The organism is Candidatus Binatia bacterium (assembly GCA_036493895.1).
Lineage (GTDB): Bacteria > Desulfobacterota > Binatia > UBA1149 > CAITLU01 > DATNBU01.
Window position 1 is genome coordinate 41,309 of record DASXOZ010000079.1, and the last position, 19,003, is coordinate 60,311.

Below are 19,003 nucleotides of genomic sequence, written 5' to 3' on the forward strand. Positions count from 1 at the left end.
GCGAGACAGGCTAGGTCTGGCGAAGTCTCTCGTCCAGTCGCCGCCGCCGGGCGCATCGTGGGGCCGTCGTGGAACGCACAGCCGCGACGGGCGCCCGCGCGATGTGTGTTGCGATTCGCAACTGCTAGAAGGCGGCGATGCCGTACGCGTCGCGCCCTGCCTCGCCCGCTCCGGGGCACCTGGTCCGTTCGCATCGCGGCGCGCCGTTCCCGTTTTTCATCGACCGGGGGCTCGGCGACAAACCCTCGTTCGCGGGCAGCGCCCCGCGCGAACAGCTCGTGGTCGACGCAGAAGGCCGCGCGCAGATCTGGCGCGACGGGGCCTGGCATGACGCCGGCCACTATCCGATCGACCCGCTCGATGCGATCGATGCTTTCGTCGACGGCTCCCGCAGCGATCCCGTTGCCGTGCCTTCGTGGCTGGACGGCGTGACCCTCCCGCGCACCGTCGGCTATCTTTCGTACGAGCTCGGCTCCCGGTGTGATCGTGTTCAAGCACCGCCGGCGGCGGGCAAGACCCGCATCGGCACGCCGCTGGCCGTGCTGTCGGTCTACGATGACGTCGATGCCTGGGACCCGCGAAGCGGGCGCACCTGGCACGTGCGATTCGCGCACTCGTCGCCGGCGGCACCTCCGCCGGCGCTCCAGGCGCCGGTCCAATCCTGGCAGCCGACGACACGGGCTGCGTACCGTCGCGGCTTCGCGCGCATCCTTTCCGCGATCCGCGCCGGCGACATTTACCAGGCGAACCTGTCCAGGCGCGCCGTCTTCGAGTTCGATGGCGACGCGATCTCTGCGTATTGCCGCCTTCGCGACGTGCAGCCGGTGCCGTGGGGAGCCTTCCTCGGCTTCGGCGGATTCTCGCTGCTGTCGAATTCGCCCGAATGTTTCCTCGAGCGCGACGGTGACGCGATCGCGACGAGGCCGATCAAGGGCACGCGCGCGCGGCGCGGCGAGCCTGCCGCCGATGCGGCAGAAAGAGCATCGCTGGCGTCGGATCCGAAGGAAATGGCCGAGCACCTGATGATCGTCGATCTCGAGCGCAGCGACCTCGGCCGCGTCGCGACGACCGGCTCGGTGCGGGTCACGCGCTACGGCGCCGTCGAAAGCTTCGCCACCGTGCATCACATGGCGTCGGACGTCGAAGCGACGTTGCGCCACGGCATCGGCCTGGCTGCACTGCTCAGGGCGACGTTTCCCGGAGGCTCGATCACGGGCGCACCGAAGCTTCGTGCGATGGAGATCCTCGCCGAAGTGGAAGACGGCGAGCGCGGGCCCTACACCGGCGCGATCGGCTGCTTCAACGGCAGCGACCGCCTCTCGCTGTCGATCGCGATCCGCACCGCCGTCACGGCCGGCAACCAGCTTCTCTATGCCGCCGGCGGCGGAATCGTCGCCGACTCGGACGCGGAACGGGAATGGGAAGAAACCGAGATCAAGATCGGCGCTCTTCGCGCGGCACTGGCAGCCGGCGGCCGCGCAGGCCACGCGCCAGCGGCCGCGAAAGCGCTGTGACAAAGGAAGGCAGCAGCCCGTGCAATCCATGCAACCCATGCAACCCATGAAGGACATCTGCTGGCTCAACGGCGCGTTCGTCCCGACGGCTCGCGCGAAGATTTCGGCGCTCGATCGCGGGTTCCTGTTCGGCGAAGGGCTGTTCGAGACGTGGCGCACCTACGGCGGCCGCCCGTACGCGATTGCCGAGCACCTGCGGCGAATGGCGGGCAGCGCACGACGGATCGGCATTGCATTCGATCCCGACGAGCCGTGGGACAAACGCTGCGTCGAGCTTGCGCGCCGCTGCCAGATGCTGCGCAGCGACGGTGCGGTGCGCCTCACGATTACGCGCGGACACGGGCCCGTGAGCCTGGTCGCCGCGAAGACGCAAGAGCCGACGACGCTGATGATGTTCCGGCCGCTGGAGCCCACTCTCGCGCAGGCGCGCAGCCGCGGCGTCGCCATCCATCTCGTCAGCGTCGGATCCGGCGTTTCCGAGCGCTGGCGGCAAGTAAAATCGCTGAATTACCTTCCGGCAGTGCTGGCTCGTATCGAGGCCAGGAAACACCGCTGCTTCGAAGCCGTCTATCACACGGGCGAGCGCTCGGATCCGCGAAGCACCGTCCTCGAAGGCACGACGAGCAACGTGTTCGCCGTTCGCCGCGGTACGGTCTTCACGGCGCCAATTTCGGCGGGGCTGCTGCCTGGCGTCACCCGCGCGAAAACGCTCCGGCTGGCGCGCCGGGTCGCCCAGGTGCGCGAGGAGCGCTTCACGGTTGCCGATCTTCTCGCGGCGGACGAAGTGTTCCTCACGGCATCGTCGATCGAGGTCGTGCCGGTCGTGCGCGCCGGCGGCCGGCGCATCGGAAACGGCAAACCCGGTCCCGTCGCGATCGAAATGCAGCGACTGTACCGCCGCGAAGTCGCTCGCCGCCTCGGCATCGAGGTCGAAGAGCTGGACGGGCCCTAGGCCTGCTGCCGAGAGACTTGCAGCAACCTCTGCGAGCTTGTCCGGATCACGGAAGGTCGAACACGAACATCGATCCTACTCGCGCCACCGGCTTGTAGCCCTGCAGCCATTCGTAGGTGTGGGACGGCACCCAGCGCATGTGCCCACCGAGGTACCAGAAGTACGGTCGTCCCATCAGGAACGTCGCCGAGACGACGGCCTTGCCGTGCGAGACACCGCGCTCGAGAGGCGTGAACTTGATTCCATAGACTGCAGGGTGCACGCGCCCGAAATAGGCGAGCGCGATCGAGTCGATGCTGTTCGCGTCCATGTACTCGCGAAGGCGAATGAGGTCCTGTCCCCAGTCGATGTTCGAGTCGATCAGTACGCGGTGCCCGCGCTCGGGACCTCCGGCCGCTTCGTTGAAGTACTGCAGGTAGCGCGGCGCGACCGCGAAAGTGCCCGCTGCATTCCATAGCAGAAGAGCGACCGCAGCCACGGGCGCCGCCGCGCGGCGGGCAATCGCGGCCGGCGAGGCGCCGCCGCTCGCGCGCGCGGAAACGGCCGCGACGAGCGTGGGAAATCCGCGGAGCGCATCCGCGATCCACGGGGAGATGCCGATGGTCAGCAGCGGATAGGCCGGCAGCACGTGACGCTCGCCGATGTCGAGGGAGTTGAACACCGAATTCGCGGCGAACAGCAGCACGACGGGAACGAACACGGCGTAGTCGCGGCGCCCGCGGCTGCGGCCGGCGACCCACGCAAGAATCGAAAAGACGGACGCAAGCAGCACCGGCAGCGGGCACTTGGCCGCAAAGGCAGCCAGGTGGTAGTACCACCAGCCGTCGGCCGACAGCTCCCCGTTCAGAAAGTACGACGCTTCGTGGCCCTTGCCGACTTCGAGCACCATGTCGATGCCGTTGAGGAAAGGGCGCGGCAGCGGAAGACGCAGCCACGGCGCAGCCTGCGCGAGGTGCGCGAGCTTTCCGTCGGGTGCCAGCGTGCAATCGCGAAGCAGCCCGAACGTTCCGTCGAACGCGTAGCCGGCGTTGATCACGACGACGGACGCGACGCCGGCGGCGGCCAGCATCGCGAGCCAGCGCAGCAGCGGCGGCGAGTCGCGCCGGTCGGCGACGATGCGGATCGCCAGTGTCACGAGGATCATGACCGCCAGCACCGAGCCCGACAGCTTGAGCAGGTTGGTCACGCCGACGGCGACGCCGAGGATCACGGCTCTTCGCATCGTCGGCGCCTCGAGGAACTTCCAGTTCGCCAGCAGTGCGAGCAGGAAGCCGAGAGTGCCGGCCATGTCGAGAGTCACCAGGTGCCCGTGCGCGAGCAGCGAAGGAGACAGCGCGAACAGCGCCGTCGCAGCGACCGCCGCGCCTTCGCCGTAGAGCTCGAACGCCCAGCGCGCCGTCAGCGCCGCAGCCAGCAGCGAGAGCAGGATGATCACCGTGCGCGCTTCGACGTAGAAGGCCTGGTAGCGCTCCGCGTTGGCCTGCATGAAGTAGGCGCCGAGTCCCCAGACGACCGCATCGGGCGGCGGAGAGAACACCGGCCGGTCGACGAGCAGCGGCAGCGCCGCGAGCATGCGCGGGACGTGGGAGTTGATCGGGTCCTGCGTGAGGTCGCCCGTCGTCAGCGCATGAAGCCCGAGCGGAAGGTGGACGTACTCGTCGATCGTCACCGAATCGCGCCGGGCCGCCACCGAAGCCTGGACAGCGAAGAGCGCGCCGAGCAGCACGCATGCAAGGAGCGCACGCCGCGACATGCTGCGGCGCGGCGGCGCATCGCCATCGGCGCGGGCGCGAACGTCCGCACGCGCCCTATCGGTGCTGTCGGCGGCGCGCGAAGGCGCTGCGCCCCGCGACCGCTTTTTCTCAGTGCGTGGCGGCATCGAGGCGCTTCAGCATCTCGCGCGTCCCGTCGCCCTCTTCGCCGGAGGGCTCGAGGGCCAGCGCTTTCTCCAGTTGCTGGCGGGACTGTGCGAAGTTGTGCGACGCCGCAAGGTAGGCGGCCGAGCGCTGCAGCGGTTCGATCTGGAACTCTCCCGGCAGGCCGGTGGCAAGGCCGGCCTCGTACCAAGGCTGCGAGTCGCTGCCTGCTCCGAGCACTTCGAGGATGCGCGCGTACGACAGTTGGCCGGTGTAGCGCTCGATGTGCCACTGCCAGGGCCAGGTGCGATCACCGCCCTGCAGGATCTGCTCCGTCCGCTTCTTCCAGATGTCCTGGAAAGCCCCGCGTGCGCTGGCGATCAGCGCATCGTTGGCACCACCCGTGCGCACGAACAGCACGACGGTCTCGTCGAAATACACGAGGCGCCACTCCGGCGACGACATCAGCATGTGGATGAAAGGATGGCGGTTCGACCAGCGGTGGAACACCATGACGCTCTGGATGCCGCGCGCGTCGACGTCCTTCTTCCACGACGCGAAGTTGCTCATGCCGGTGAGATAGGCCGAGAAGAACGGCGTATCGTATACTTCGAGGCGTCCGTCGACGTAGACACCCTTGCCCGTCGGATCGTCCCACGTCAGGTAGCCGCCTGCCGTCATGTCGTTGTACAGCGGTCCCGGCAGCATCTGGTCGCGGAAAAACTGCACCGCACGGGCCTGGAAGTTCACGTCGAGGATTCCGAGGCCGAACTCGTGGGTCTCTCCCGAGATCGCATACCACCGGTTGGTGACGACCGCCCAGCAGACGACGGACATGCCGATGGCAACGAGGACGGACGAGACGCGTACGGCGAGCCCGTTGGGCCGGGTCCACGGCGACGGCAGCCGGCGCAGCACGATCCCGAGGCAGGCGGCGACGAAGGGCACTGCACCGATGGCGAAGACGCCGACGTTGCGACGCGCGAGCAGCGACAGGTACCCGAGCACGAGCGCGAACGTCAGCACCCCGACGTCGAAGCCCTCGCGCTCTTCCGTTTTCGACGACAAGGCCCGCAGCAGCCCTGCCACCACGGCCAGGCCCGCCGCCGTAAAGACGAAAACCTGGTAGGAGCCGATCGCGAAGGTCGGGAAGTAGCCGGAAAACGGCGGACGGAATTCTCCGATCACCCCGTACACCGGGCTCGTGCCGTTGATGCGCGACATGAGCTGGATGGGAAACGTCAGCGCGCGCAGGAAATACGGATTGAGCAGAGTGCCCGCGATCGCGGCCGATCCCCAGATGAAAAGCTCGCGCCGCGACTGGTCGCTCCAACCGCTGTCGCGGCGCCACGTGGCCGGCATGACCGGCAGCATCGCCGCGACGGCTCCGCCGATTGCGCACAAGATCGCGCCGACGCCGAGGATGAACAGCGAATGCAGGTTCGCCCAGAGCACCATCAGCGGCACGAGCAGGCGCAGGCGCCGCGGCTCGTCGCGCCCTTCGACGAGCAGGAGCTGGATGGCCGCGAGCAGCGGAAACGACACCATTTCCGGACGGATGAGGAAGCGCTCGTTGACCGTCATGCCGAGCCAGCAGACGAGAAGCCCGGTCGCGACGGGGCCGACATGGCGGATGAGGTTGCGCGCGACGATCGCGAACGTCACGACGAAAGCTGCCAGCGACAGCAGGACGAGACCGCTGGCCCCGCCGATGTTCCACGCGACGTAGAGGAACAGGTCGTAGAGCCACTGCAGGTTGACCCACTCGTTGTTCGGCTCGGTGAACGACAGCACGTCGGTGTGGGGAATCGCGTGGTGCAGCGCGATCCAGCGACCGGAGGCCAGGTGCCACCACGTGTCGAAGTCGTCGAGGCGCCGAAACGCGAACAGCGCGACGACGATGAGGCCGAGAACGGGCATCACCCGCTGCAGGGCGCCGAAAAATCCGCGATCGGCCACTGGAGCAACGGCGGGCGGCGTCGGCGCCGCAGTTGTGCCCTGGCCGGACGCGACAGTACCAGCGCCGCGCTCTTCGCGCGGGCCGCCGCGACGGCGCCCGGACTTCGACTCTGGACGACGGTCGCTCCTCACGAAGCCTGCCGCGCAGCGCCCCAGCCGGCCGCTGCCGCCCGTGCCCACGAGTCCGCCGCCATCAGATCCTGGAGAGTGTCGCTGCGGCGCGCCGGAAAAGAGTCCATTGCCGCTGCGACGATTGCCGCGATGTCCGGAAACGAAATGTCGCCGGCGAGGAAACGCGCGACCGCGATTTCGTTGGCGGCATTGAGGACAGCCGGCATTGCACCGCCCGCCGCCAGCGCTCGATACGCCAGCGCGAGACACGGAAAACGCTCGAGGTCCGGTGCCGCGAACGTCAGCGTACCGGCGCGCGCAAGGTCGAGGCGAGGCAGGTGGCCGAGCTCGAGCACGTCGGGCCACGCCAGCGCGTAGCCGATCGGAATCGTCATGTCGGGAAGCGCGAGCACCGCGATCACCGATTCGTCGTGGTAGCGCACCAGTGCGTGCACGATGCTTTGCGGATGCACGAGCACTTCGATGTCGGCGGGATCGACGTCGAACAGCCAGCGCGCTTCGATCACCTCGAGCCCCTTGTTCATCAGGCTCGCCGAATCGATCGTGATCTTGTCGCCCATGTTCCAGGTCGGATGGCGAAGTGCTTCGGCGCGCGTCACGGTGCGAAGCTGCTCGGGCGTGTGCTCACGAAACGGGCCGCCCGAAGCGGTCAGCACGATCTTGCGCACGTGGCTGCGCTCGCGCCCGGCCAGGGCCTGGAATACCGCGTTGTGCTCGCTGTCGACCGGCAGCAGCCGGCTGCCGGCTGCGCGCGCGCGCCGCTGCACGAGCTCGCCGGCAACGACCATCACTTCCTTGTTCGCCAGCGCGACGTCGATGCCGCGGTCGATTGCCGCAAGGGTTGGCGCCAGGCCTGCCGCTCCGACCAGTGCCGAGACGACGACCGAGGTGCCCGGTGCACACGCGACATCGACGAGACCGTCGTCGCCGCTGACGACGCGCGGCGCAGCGCCGCCCATCTCGCTGCGCAGCGCCGCCTCCAGCTCGGAGGCATCCGCGGACGCCGAAACGGCGACGATGTCGGGCCTGGTCTCGAGCGCCTGCTGCTTGAGCTCGCGAACCCGGCGCCCGGCCGCCAGCGCCGTCACGCGGAAACGGTCGGGAAAGCGCCGGAGCAGTGCGATGGTCTGGGTGCCGATCGATCCGGTGGAACCGAGGATCGAGACTCCCTTGCGGGCAGGTGAAGCCACGACGGGCTCTTAGGTTGCCGGTGCATGGCTGTCAAAGCACGGCCCGCGGCGCGCACATCGCGGGCCGTGCTGCAGGCACCGCAGCAATGTTGACTCCCTGACTGCGCGTCCCTACCGTTCGCCGGCTTTGCGCGCGCGACGGCCATTTCCGGGACGAACGGCGCATCGTCCGGGACGGGCGATGGCGGCGCTCGCGATTGCGGCCGTCGTCCTCGCGACGACATGCTTTCGTGCCTGGCCGGTGTCGGCGCAGGAGCCTGCTGCGACACCACAGGCGCCCGACTCGACTGACGGAACGGTGATACCTGCGACGTCGGCGCCGCCTCCGACGCCCTCGACGCCCTCGACGCCTGCGCCGCCTGAGTTGCCGCCGGTCGTCGTCAGTGGCGAGCAGCCGCACGACAACGCTCTCGTCGAGCGCAGCTTCCAGGCTCCGGACGATCTGTCGGGATTCGGCGAATCGATCGACACCGGCCCGGCGTGGCGCAGCTTCCAGTCGATGGCCGAGATCCTCGGCGAAAGCGTCGGAGCCCAGGTGCGCCGCGAAGGAGGCCGCGACGATTTCGCGACGCTGTCGATCCGCGGCGCGCCGCCCGGGCAGGTGCGGATCCTGCTCGACGGGATTTCGCTCGGACAGGCGTCGACCGGCATCGTCAACCTCGCGGACCTGCCGATCGATACCGTCGAACGCATCGACATCTATCGAGGCTTCGCACCGGTGGCCCTCTCGCCGCAATCGGCAGCCGGGGTCGTCAACGTCGTGACTCGCGACCCGAAGAATCCGGTGGCGACGTTCGCGGCGGGAGGCGGTTCTTTCGGATCGGGCAAGCTCAATGCCGGCGGTGCGGGACCGGTCGCCGGCGGTGCGGGATCCGCGTTCGCATCGTGGCACCGTACCAACGGCGATTTCGATTTCGTCGACGACAACGGGTCGCTGCACAATCCCGACGACGACAGCACGCACAAGCGCCGCAACAACCAGAGCGATACCGCCGAGTCTCTTTTGCGCTGGCACCGCGACATCACGGACTGGGCCGATCTCCAGCTTCGCGACCTCTTCTTCTGGAAAAACGAAGGAGTGCCCGGGCTCGGGCGATTCCACCTCTTTCATCCGAAGGCGGAGCTGGAGACGACTCGCGAGATCGCGGTGGCAGCCCTGCGTGGCCCGGTTCAGCCGTGGAGCATCGAGCAGAACGTCAGCTGGAAGCGGCAACGGTTGCGCAACGACGAAGTGGGCAGCGCAATCTTCGACAACACCGCAGAGACCACGGCGACGACGACGGCCGCGCGCTGGAGCCACGGCGTCGGCAAGTCCAACTGGCTCTCGCTCAGCAGCGACTACACGTGGGAAGGTTTCGACCAGCAGGCCGACGACGGCGTTCTGAGCGACGAGAACGCGCATCGCTCCACGCTGGCGCTGGCAGGTGGCGACGACTGGACGCTCCATCCGCTGCCGGTGACGCTCAGCTTCCAGCTTCGCGAGCAGCTGCTGTGGAACGATGCCCATTCCGTACGCGCCGACAGCAGCGACAGCGAAAATCACACCGACCCGCGCTTCGGCCTTCGCTGGCAGGCGGCCGACGACCTGGTGATCAAGAGCAACGTCGCATCGTACTTCCGGCCGCCCACATTCGACGAGCTCTACGGTGTGAACGGGTTCACGGAGCCCAATCCCGGATTGCAACCGGAGACCGGCATCACCTGGGATGCCGGCTTCGAATGGAACGGCCAGAGTCCGCGCTGGGGCCGGCTTGCCGTCGGGTACGCGTATTTCGGAAGCAGGATCGACGACGGGATCATCGTGATGATGACGTTCTCGCGCCAGGCCCAGGCGCAGAACGTGTCGCGTGCGTCGATTCACGGGCACGAAGCCCGCGTCGAGTGGCAGGGTCCGGCGGGGTTCGCATTGTCTGCCAACTACACGTTCCAGAAAGCGATCAACCAATCCGACCCCACTCTCGGCGAGGGCCACGATCTGGCAAGCCTGCCTCCGCACGAAGTCTATTCCCGCCTGAGCTGGACCCATGGCCTGTTCGTGATCGCGTACTCCATCGACGTGGCCAGTGCCCACTACAACGATCTCGAGAACCAGAACGGGAAGATCCCGACACGCACGGTGCACGACGTGACGCTCGTCTACGGACCGTTCTGGAAGGGACTGCGCATGACGCTCCAGTGCGACAATCTCGCCAACTCCCTTGTGCCGGACGAAGTCGGGTTTCCTCTTCCGGGAAGATCGTTCTTCGCGACGCTGAGTTGGTCGACGCAGCCAGAGGGCAGCGATGCGCGCTGAGACGATCTGCGTCTCCGTGCAACTCGAAGCCGCGATTGACAACTAGCGAGCCGGGCCCTACGGTCCGACGCGCGAGCCGAAACGCAGCGATTCCGCTCCGTGTCGGGAACGAGGTGAAACTCCTCGACTGCCCCGCAACTGTGAAGGGGGACGACCGTCGCAACGAAGCCACTGGGCGAATGCCTGGGAAGGCGCGACGAATCGGACGATCCCAAAGTCAGGATATCGACGCGGCTCGCTTTGGTTGAACTTTCCGACGGGGAAGGAGCGACCGGGAATCGAGTCGTGGCTCTTCGCGACGATTTCGATCCCGAACCTCCTGCATCTTTCGGATGGCGAATCGTGAAACCCCGGCGCGGGCCGGTAGGAGAACGACGATGCGCATCATTCTGGTCGCGGCTGCGGCCGCGACGTTCCTTTCCGGGGCGGCAGCCATCGTGCGAACGAAGTGCCGGGCGGCGGCCGTCGTTGCGATCCTCCTCGCCGCGCATGCGCCGTGCGCGTTCGCCGCGCTTTGCGGCGACACCAGCGGCGACGGCTACTTCACCGCCACCGATGCGCTGAAGACGCTGCAACTCGCTGTCGCCGGTGCTTACGACCGCCGCGGCGACGTGTTTCCCGTGACCGGCAGCGGAGCCGGAGACGGCAAGCTCGGGGCCACGGACGCGCTCGTGACGCTGAAGGCTGCCGTTGCCGGCACGATTCCGCCGTGCCACGGCGCCGATGCGCACCGCGCCGTCGTGACCACGGCGGCGGCGGACTTCAGCTCGGCGGGGCTGGCAGTGATGGACGTTGCGTCGCGGTCGTTCACGTTTCGCGCGGGCGCCCTCGAAACCGATTCGGTGATCCGCGCCCCGCAAGGCATTCCGGTGGTCGTCAACCGCAACGGATACGACACGCTGCAGTACCTCGACGTCGACGACCCGCTGCTTCCCAACGAGAAGGAATGCAGCGTCTCGGGCGGTTTCGACTCGAACACGCAGGACGTGGCGTTCGTGTCGACGCAGAAAGGTTACGTCACCGCATACGCGGGCTCGAGCCTCTTGACCATCGATCCTTCCGTGTTGTTCGACACGTCGTCCGATCCGGCCTGCAACGGCATCGTCACGGGCCAGATTTATCTCGGCGACTACGGGACCAACCACGTGCCGCAGATGGACGAGATGGCGCTGGTCGGGAGCGACTTGTTCGTATCGCTGCAGCTCCTCGACAATCTTCAGCCCGACGTGAACGGCCTTCTCGTCGTGATCGACACGACGACGGACACCGTCAAGACCACGATCCCTTTGTCGTTCGAGAACCCGTTCGCGATGACGAAGGGGCTGCCGTACGACGAGTTCCAGAAGCTGCTCTTCACCGGCGGCCCCGGCAAGATCGTACCGACCCATCAAGGCGAGGATGTGCTGCACGACGGCGGTATCGAGGCCATCGATCCGGCGACGTTCACGTCACGGGGATTGGTGCTGTCCGGCGCCGATCTCGGCGCCAACATCTTCGACTTCGTCATCGTCGGCAGCAGCCGCGCGTTCGCGATCATCGCCGACGACAAGTCGAACTCCGTCGTCGACATCGACTTGTCGACTCGCACGGTGCGGCGCACGGTGCTCTCGAGCACCGCGGTGATCTCCGACATCGAGATGACCGAAACGGGTGAGGTGTGGGTCGCTTACCGCGGCAAGAAGGACGATCCGGCCGGAGTGCGGATCTTCCGCGCAGGCAACGACCGCCAGAGCGAAGACGCCGAGCTGACCGCCAAACCGATCGCCCTCGGCCAGGCCCCATTCACGCTAGCCTTCGTGCAATAGCGCGGGGAGTAGCCCTGGGGTCAGGCGCCAGAGGAATGGTGCCTGACCCCATTCCTCTAGTGCCTGACCCCATTCCCCTGGTGCCTGACCCCATTACACCCATTGCATGAGTGGCAAGCGCGGGCGGGGCGCGGTATCGCGCCGCGGTGTTCGCGGTGCGGGACGACAGACCGTGGGCGGCGATCCTGCCGTGGCTCGTCGTGCTGTTCGCGCTCGTTGCGTGGCTCGGGCGCGTCGACTTGCTGACTCCCGACGAAGCCCGTCATGCCGAGATCGCCCGCGAGATGTTCCTCGAGGGCCACTGGCTGACCCCCCGCATCTACGGCGAGGGCTACTACGACAAGCCGGCCCTCTTCTACTGGCTGACCGGAGCGTCGATCTGGGCCTTCGGCACCACCGCGTGGGCAGCAAGGCTTCCGTCGGTGCTCGGCGCGCTGTTTTCGGTCGGCATGACGTCGTGGTGGGTGCGAAGAGCCTGGGGAAGCGGCGCCGCGCACTGGGTCGTCCTTCTGCTCGGTACGACGCTCTTCTTCGTCGCCGTCGGTCGCTACGTCGTCATCGACATGCTGCTGACGGCCGCGATGACCGGCGCGCTGTGCTGGCTCGGCGTCGTCCTTGCCGATCCCCCGTCGCGGCGCCGCCCCATGTGGCCGATGTACGCCTGCACGGCCGTCGGGGTACTCGCCAAGGGACCCGTAGCGCTCGTCATCGTCGGCGGAGTCGCCGTCGTCGCTGCCGTCTTCGAGCGGCGACCGACGCTGCTGCTGCGCCTGCACCCGGTGCGCGGCCTGCTGCTCATGGCTGCGCTTGCCGGCCCGTGGTACGCGGCTGCGTACGCGATCGATCCCGCGTACATCCGCACCTTCCTCTGGGAGCACAACTTCGCGCGCTACGCCGTGCCGGGCGCGCTCGCCCACCAGGAGCCGTGGTACTTCTACCTTCTCGCGATGCCGATCGTGATGCTGCCGTGGAGCATCCTCGTGCCGACGGCTGTCGCCGCAGCGTGGAAGAACCCTTCGGCCGGCGTTCGCCACGCACTGGCGTGGGCGACCGTCATCATCGGTTTCTTCAGCTTCTCGCAGACCAAGGTTCCCACCTACGTGCTCGGGGCATTCCCGCCGCTGCTCGCCCTCGTCGCCGTCTATATCGACGATCGCCTGACGCGACGCGTCGAACTGCCTCGCGCGATGGAATTCGCCGCCGTCGGCTGGACTTTCGTCGCCGCCGCCGTGGCCGTCGGCGGCGCCATGTGGGTGATCATCGCAAGACCGTCGGACTGGCACCATACGCCGTTGGCGGCGGCGGCCGTCGCCGTCGCGGTATGGACGTACCGCCATGCCCACGACGACCAGTCCGTTCCTTCGGCGATGGTGCTGTCGTCGCTGGCGCTGATCGCAATGGTCTACGGCAGCGCCGCCGACGCGGTAAATGCGCGCGAAAGCCAGAAAGGAGCGGCCGAAATCATCAAGGTCCTGCTTCCGCCGCATGCGGCGCTGACGAGCTACAGGGTCGCGCCGCACGCGATGGCGTTCTACGCAGGAAGATACGTCCGGCGTGCCGACGATCCGGAGTCGGCCGTGCCGGAGCTCGTCGCAGGCGACGACGCAGCGCTGCTCACGAGGGCGAAATTTCTACCGGAGCTCGGACTGGAGCCGATGCCGTCGTGGATGAGCGTGGCCTGGGGGTCGGCCGACGGACAGGTGCTCGTCGTCGGCGGAAGCCTCGCCGAACGTTTCGCAGAGGGCGGCGACTGGCGGAGAAGGGAGGGAGTCGAACCCTCCATCGGCCGTTGAGACCGATATCACGGTTTTGAAGACCGGCCGGGCCACCGGACCCGATCCCTCTCCGACTGAGCCGGCGGCGCCTGTGCACAGCGCCCTCGCACACGTGGATCCCATTCACCAACGAACGCCGCCATGCGCAAGTCGGCGGATTGGCGTCCTTTCGTACGGGTTGCCCAACCTTGGTCCGGATGTTCTAATGCCTTCACTTCCGATTGTTGTGGATCGCCGAGGAGAGGGTCTGAGGCGGTTCCGGACCAGAAAGAGAGGGGTTTTGGGAATGAAAAGGCTATCGACCTTCCTGAAGGTAGCAGTCTGTCTGGCGATCCTGGCGCCGACACCGGCTCACGCCATCTACCGCGACGCGAACGTCGACTTCGGCGGAAGCCTGCGTACGACCAACATCTTCCGCACTCCGGACATCGACAAGTGGTACTTCATCATGCAGCGCAACACGCTGAAGCTGCGCCTGGAGTACAAGTGGCTGCAGCGCGGCAAGGCGTTCAACTCGTGGAACATGCCGTTCATCGAGCGCTCCGACCTGTTCGTCCTGTACCGCGGCGTCTACGACTCGGTCTACGACTACACGCCCGGCATGTCCGACCGCAAGGACATCTCCGGTGATCCGATTCCGGCGCAGTTCGCCAGCCTCGATTCGATTCCCAAGCACACGCGCGACGAGTTGAAGTTCAACAACCTCATCCGCGAGGCGTACGCCGACGTGTACTTCAAGAGCATCCCGCTGACGATGCGCATCGGTAAGCAGCAGGTGGTCTGGGGAGAGAGCGACGGCTTCCGCATGCTCGACCGCGCGAACACGCTCGACCTTTCGTGGCACTTCTTCCAGGAACTGCCGCCGCCGGGCTACGGCTTCGACGAATTGCGCCAGCCGTTCTTCATGGTGAAGGGCCTGTGGGACTTGAAGCAGGTCGGACCGCTTTCGCAGACCTTCCTCGAGGCGTACTGGAATCCGGGCTTCGACTGGAATCCCGGCAAGATCGCGTTCCTGCCGCGTCCGTGGGGCGCGCGCCTTCTCGATCCCCTGAGCAACGCCGAGGGAACCGGCGTGTTCCAGTCGTCGTTCTGCATCAACGCGTCGGACTCGACCTGCGACTCGCTGCTGAACGGCACCAAGCTGTTCAACCAGGGCAACTACAAGAAGAACCCGGCCGAAAACTCGCAGTTCGGCGTTCGCTTCCACTTCCTGGCGGGCTCCACCGAATGGACCGTCAACTACCTTTACCAGAGGTTCGCGCCCGACGGCTCGCCGACGGCGATCGTGCGCGGCATCCCCGAAGACAAGAACGTCTTCGTGCCCGAGCTCGGAACGTCGATCAGCTCGACCGACTTCTGCAACGGCGTTTCGTTCAACGGTAACGACCCGAACATTGCCGCGCAGATCCCGTGGGCGAAGAACCAGTTCTGCGCCGAGTACTTCGCGCCGTACATCCACACGGTCGGACTGTCGTTCAACTGGTTCGAAGGCGAGTGGACGCAGACGGTGTGGCGCGTCGAGACGATCGTCGACTTCGATCTTCCGTTCTACGACGGCGACAAGCAGAACGCGCTGTTCGGCCGCGCGCCCAACGGCCCCATCCTCCTGCCCGGCATCACCAAGCGGAACATGTGGAAGGGCATGCTCGCGTTCGACCGCCCGACGTGGATCCGCTGGCTCAACAAGAAGACGACGTTCTTCCTGTCCGGCCAGCTGTTCTGGCACTACATCATCGACATGAAGAGCCGTCGTTGCGCGATCAACGACATTCCCGAGTACTGCTTCGCAGGCGGGGCGGGATGCAGCGGCGTGGCCGACGGTGCGAAGAATCCGAACTTCATCGGGTACACCGCGAGTCCCACCGAGAACTGCGGTGACGACAACAACTTCCTGTTGCCGGGCGAGCAGACCGGCTTCATCGGACCACTCGATCTTCCGAAGCTGGATGCACCGGCCGGCAAGGGCCGCGACACGATCCACCAGTGGGAAGTGCTGATGACGTTCGCCGCCCTCGGCTTCTACCGCGGCGGCACCCTGGTCCCGGCACTGATCTACCTGATGGACCCCGTCAACAGCTATTCGCAGGAGCTGGCGCTCGGCTTCGACTGGTTCTACACGCCCGACCTCGCGCTCAACCTGACGACGAGGCTGATCTGGGTGGGCGCCCCGTGGAACCCGTACGACGGGCACAAGAACGCCAACGACGTGGACAACGGACAGATCTTCGATCCGTGGTTCCTCGGTGGCGGCAGCAGGGGCCGCTCCGAGACCAGCGTCCAGTTCACCTGGCAATTCTGACGCCGCGCACCGCCGGCCCGGCGCCGGCGGTGCGGATCGAAAAAAAAGGGCGGTCGCTTCACGGCGACCGCCCTTTTTTTCTTCCTTCTCGCGAGGCCGGCTACTTTTTCTTGGCGGCGTCGCCCGGGGCCGAGTCGTCGATCTTGCAGCAGACCGCCATCGCGCGGGTGCGCGCCTTGACCGGGCAGTCGGTGCCGCCGGTCTGCATGCACGTGAAGAACGCCTCCTCGTTGGTGCCGCCGTGCTCGACCACCGGCTGGATGATCCCCATCGCCGATGTCTGGCAACTCCCGTCGTCTTCGGGACGTACTTCGGGGTAGCAGGAGCCGCCGGTCAACATTTCGCCGGGGGGGCATTTGACCCGCGAGCCCTGGGCGGTGTTGCGACCCTCGCCGGTCACGGTGTCGGAGACGACCTTGTGGCATACCAGGCTGGCTGCCAAGGCTGGCGGGGCGGCGATAAACAGGGATCCGGCAGCGAGCAGGGCTGCGGCGGACCCGACAAGGGGCTTCGTCTTGCGTTGCACTTTCGTCCTCCAGATTCCGGTCTTACGCAGGCCGACCGGTTGATGGAGGCGGATTGTCGGCAAAACCCGTGCAGCGTCAATCCGATGGGTTACACCCGCCATGGTGATGGCGCTGACTGGGTTCCGCCCTTGACTCGACATGACCGCCGCCGTTAGGGTACCCGCCGACTCGGGGCCGTTTCCGCACCACGGGGAGCAAAAAAACCGGCCTTTCCGAACGGCCCCCAGCAGAGGAGGAGGACATGCAATCTACCATTATCAGGAGGAGCGGTGCGTTGGCCGCCGTCGTCGCGGTCTGCCTGGCCGCGGCCCCTGCCTTCGCAGCGGCGCTTCCGGACTCGGCGCTCACGTGCCGCAAGACGATCGCCAAGAACTACCAGAGCCTCGTCAACACTGCGGTCAAATCGATCACATCGTGCCACAAGGCCCGCGACAAGGGTGACGCGACCCTGACCGGCACCGACTGCAATGACATCACTGCGGCCGACGCGGCCACGGGCGGAAAGTACGCCTCAGCAGTTACCAAGTTCACGACCAACGTCACTACGGCATGCGCGAGCGAGAACGAGCTGCTGAACTCGTCGTGGTACTACAATACCTGTCCCGCGCCGTGCACCGGGGCCATTCCCGATCCCATGACCACGATGAACCAGGTGCGCGACTGCCTGTCGTGCATGGCCGGGGCGATCGTCGGGGCGGCAGCCGAGACGACACTCGGCAGCCCGAGCCAGGCGACGATCAGCGCAAGCAGCGTCGACCAGAAGTGCCACGGCGCCATCACCAAGGGGTGGGGCAAGTTCGTCAAGACCGCGCTCAAGATCGAAACCGGCTGCCAGGCCGATGAAGACGCGCTGGGAAGCTACATTCCGTCGGTCTGCACCGACTCCGATCCGAAGGGAAAGTCTGCCGGCGCTGCGCAGAAGGCGAAAGACGGCATCACGGCCGCGTGCACTCCGGTGTCGAGCCTCGCCGACATGGACGGCTGTGCGACCGACACGGTGGCCAACTTCAACACGTGCACGCAGACCGCGTGGCAGGATGCCGATAACGACGCATACAGGTCGATCTTCACGCTCGATTCGGACAAGTGCCCGAAGGTGATCCGCACGACGATCTTCGCCGGATGCAGCGCCAAGGGCGACGGCTACTCGGGTACCTGCAGCAGCGGGAACACCGGGAATTCCTGCAATACCAACGGCGATTGCGGTACGGGCGGCACCTGCCAGCAGCTGTGCTCGATCGGCAAGAAGACCACGACCCAGCTTTCGGTGGGATGGACCGGCCTCGGCCACAACATCGACGTCACCGACCAGTACACGCTGGCCGGCAGTGTCACGTGTCCGGGCTCGACGGCCGGAAGCTGCGGAACCTGCAACATCACCGGCATCAGCAACGACAGTCCCCAGTACTACGCGTTCACGCGCTGCCAGGACGCGCCGTGGACGGCGTGCACGATGCCCTTCCTGGCTGACCCTGCCTGCGGCGGCGGCCCGTGCGCGTACTTCCTCGGACCACCGCTGGCGGTTTCGGCCGGCGGTACGCCTACCTGCACGTTGAATATCGTCACCCAGGACGTCACCGGCACCGTCTCACCCGACGCCGGCGAGAGTCTATTTCACGTCCATCTGAGCTCGCAGGTCCACACGGGCGCCAACCAGAGCCGGCCCTGCCCGATCTGCCGCGACGACCTCGTCGCCGAAGACGGCCACGCAGACGGCACGTGCCTCGGCGGCCCGCGCGAAGGCTTGCCCTGCGACGTGCAGGGCTTCGACCTGAGCTGGGCCTTCCAGGCCAATCACCAGGTCAGCGGCCAGAGCCTCGACTGCCCGCCGAGTGTCGGGTCCAACATCAGCGGCACGGGGTTGCGCATCGATCTGCCATTGTCCACGGGGGCGGCCTCGCTTACCGCGCAGGACGCTTGCGATCCCGAGGGCGGGCACCCCGAGCTCAAGTGCACCTGCGGCGTCTGCACGGGCAACCAGACGCTCTCCTGCAACACGGACGATGAGTGCGACCTCGCCGACGACGGGATGCTGAACAACACGTCGTCGTGCACGCAGGGTGTGGGCGAGCCGCGCCTGCCGAACAAGTGCAGCGATCTTACGTGCGTCGGCGACCCGATGACGGAAGACCGCGGCCTCTGCGCCAATGCTCCCGACGTCGACACCTTCTGCGACACGCTGTTCTCGGCGAACGGGCACGGCGCGCTCAGTTGCCAGTCGAACACCGACTGCAATGCGCTGCACTCCAATTCGACCAATGCGGACTCCTGGTCGTGCCCGGCCAACGATTGCGGCATCTGCCAGTACCCGGTCGTGAAGAGCTGCTTCTTCGACCCGATCACGGTCCACGGCGTTCCGGACAAGGTGAACCCGCAGCTGGCGGGCCTCTTCTGCCTGCCGCCGTCGACCAACGGCAGCGTGAACTCGGTGACCGGCGCTCCGGGGCCGGGAACCGTCAACACGTCGACCGTGGTCGAGGAGAGGTACTTCTGAAGACGGAATCGTGACGCGGCGCGCCGCGTCACCTGCCGAAGCCCCGGGCGCCTTGCGTCCGGGGCTTCGTTTTTTCTGCCGGGGCGCCGGGCCCCGGGTTCCACCTTGACTTAAACCCGCTGGACTCCGTAGGTTAGCGCCCGCAGCCAGACGCAGCAGCATCTTGGCCGAGTTTCAGTTGCCGCGGCCACTGCCGGGAGGAGACCG

11 protein-coding genes, 1 tRNA gene and 1 riboswitch are annotated in these 19,003 nt (G+C 66.7%); of the genes, 7 read left to right on the top strand and 5 right to left on the bottom strand.

Translation table 11 applies throughout. From position 1 onward, the window contains the following. Window positions 1-137 precede the first annotated feature (137 nt). Both pabB and VGK20_18680 read left to right on the top strand, forming a co-directional pair. Window positions 138-1,514 carry an aminodeoxychorismate synthase component I gene (gene pabB / locus VGK20_18675; GenBank protein HEY2776073.1) on the top strand — a complete coding sequence of 459 codons (1,377 nt, stop codon included), beginning with the start codon at window positions 138-140 and terminating at the stop codon, window positions 1,512-1,514. A gap of 37 nt (window positions 1,515-1,551) precedes the next feature. Continuing rightward, window positions 1,552-2,466 (top strand): aminotransferase class IV, encoded by a 915-nt coding sequence (locus tag VGK20_18680; GenBank protein ID HEY2776074.1) that lies wholly within the window; start codon window positions 1,552-1,554, stop codon window positions 2,464-2,466. Between the two features lie 46 nt (window positions 2,467-2,512). On the opposite strand, the gene VGK20_18685 is transcribed toward VGK20_18680, so the two are convergent. The 3 genes from VGK20_18685 to VGK20_18695 all read right to left on the bottom strand — a co-directional run bounded on the left by VGK20_18685 (window position 2,513) and on the right by VGK20_18695 (window position 7,603). Next, complete coding sequence (locus tag VGK20_18685; protein HEY2776075.1) at window positions 2,513-4,219, bottom strand: phospholipid carrier-dependent glycosyltransferase; 1,707 nt, start codon at window positions 4,217-4,219, stop codon at window positions 2,513-2,515. 109 nt (window positions 4,220-4,328) lie between these two features. Further along, complete coding sequence (locus VGK20_18690; protein HEY2776076.1) at window positions 4,329-6,281, bottom strand: hypothetical protein; 1,953 nt, start codon at window positions 6,279-6,281, stop codon at window positions 4,329-4,331. 128 nt (window positions 6,282-6,409) lie between these two features. Beyond that, entirely contained in the window at window positions 6,410-7,603 is a 1,194-nt protein-coding gene (locus tag VGK20_18695) for a 1-deoxy-D-xylulose-5-phosphate reductoisomerase (GenBank protein HEY2776077.1), read from the bottom strand. Between the two features lie 364 nt (window positions 7,604-7,967). On the opposite strand from VGK20_18695, the gene VGK20_18700 reads away from it, so the two are divergent. The 3 genes from VGK20_18700 (at window position 7,968) to VGK20_18710 (ending at window position 13,494) form a co-directional block, all read left to right on the top strand. Next, window positions 7,968-9,896 (top strand): TonB-dependent receptor, encoded by a 1,929-nt coding sequence (locus tag VGK20_18700; protein ID HEY2776078.1) that lies wholly within the window; start codon window positions 7,968-7,970, stop codon window positions 9,894-9,896. Between the two features lie 103 nt (window positions 9,897-9,999). Beyond that, window positions 10,000-10,124: riboswitch (cobalamin riboswitch) on the top strand. A 149-nt stretch (window positions 10,125-10,273) separates the two neighbouring features. Beyond that, a complete protein-coding gene (locus VGK20_18705; protein ID HEY2776079.1) occupies window positions 10,274-11,701 on the top strand; it encodes a hypothetical protein in 1,428 nt (475 codons plus the stop codon). Window positions 11,702-11,856: 155 nt separating this feature from the next. Next, the gene (locus tag VGK20_18710; GenBank protein ID HEY2776080.1) at window positions 11,857-13,494 is read left to right on the top strand and encodes a glycosyltransferase family 39 protein; all 1,638 of its coding nucleotides are present in this window, start codon (window positions 11,857-11,859) and stop codon (window positions 13,492-13,494) included. Here VGK20_18710 and VGK20_18715 read toward each other — a convergent pair. After that, window positions 13,453-13,548: transfer RNA gene (locus VGK20_18715), tRNA-Sec, on the bottom strand. The two genes, VGK20_18710 and VGK20_18715, sit on opposite strands and share 42 nt — an antisense overlap. 214 nt (window positions 13,549-13,762) lie before the next feature. On the opposite strand from VGK20_18715, the gene VGK20_18720 reads away from it, so the two are divergent. Next, window positions 13,763-15,775 carry a DUF1302 family protein gene (locus VGK20_18720; protein ID HEY2776081.1) on the top strand — a complete coding sequence of 671 codons (2,013 nt, stop codon included), beginning with the start codon at window positions 13,763-13,765 and terminating at the stop codon, window positions 15,773-15,775. Window positions 15,776-15,875: 100 nt separating this feature from the next. Here the strand turns inward: VGK20_18720 and VGK20_18725 are convergent, their stop codons facing one another. Beyond that, window positions 15,876-16,217 (bottom strand): hypothetical protein, encoded by a 342-nt coding sequence (locus VGK20_18725; GenBank protein HEY2776082.1) that lies wholly within the window; start codon window positions 16,215-16,217, stop codon window positions 15,876-15,878. 359 nt (window positions 16,218-16,576) lie between these two features. On the opposite strand from VGK20_18725, the gene VGK20_18730 reads away from it, so the two are divergent. Beyond that, window positions 16,577-18,796, top strand: coding sequence for a hypothetical protein (locus tag VGK20_18730; protein HEY2776083.1), 2,220 nt, complete (start codon window positions 16,577-16,579; stop codon window positions 18,794-18,796). Window positions 18,797-19,003: the final 207 nt, after the last annotated feature.

What these genes read in the sequence shown, in the direction of transcription:
- pabB (HEY2776073.1), top strand. Translation starts at nt 138, where the DNA reads ATGCCGTACGCGTCGCGCCCTGCCTCGCCCGCTCCGGGGCACCTGGTC.
- VGK20_18680 (HEY2776074.1), top strand. Translation starts at nt 1,552, where the DNA reads ATGCAACCCATGAAGGACATCTGCTGGCTCAACGGCGCGTTCGTCCCG.
- VGK20_18685 (HEY2776075.1), bottom strand. Translation starts at nt 4,219, where the DNA reads ATGTCGCGGCGTGCGCTCCTTGCATGCGTGCTGCTCGGCGCGCTCTTC.
- VGK20_18705 (HEY2776079.1), top strand. Translation starts at nt 10,274, where the DNA reads ATGCGCATCATTCTGGTCGCGGCTGCGGCCGCGACGTTCCTTTCCGGG.
- VGK20_18720 (HEY2776081.1), top strand. Translation starts at nt 13,763, where the DNA reads ATGAAAAGGCTATCGACCTTCCTGAAGGTAGCAGTCTGTCTGGCGATC.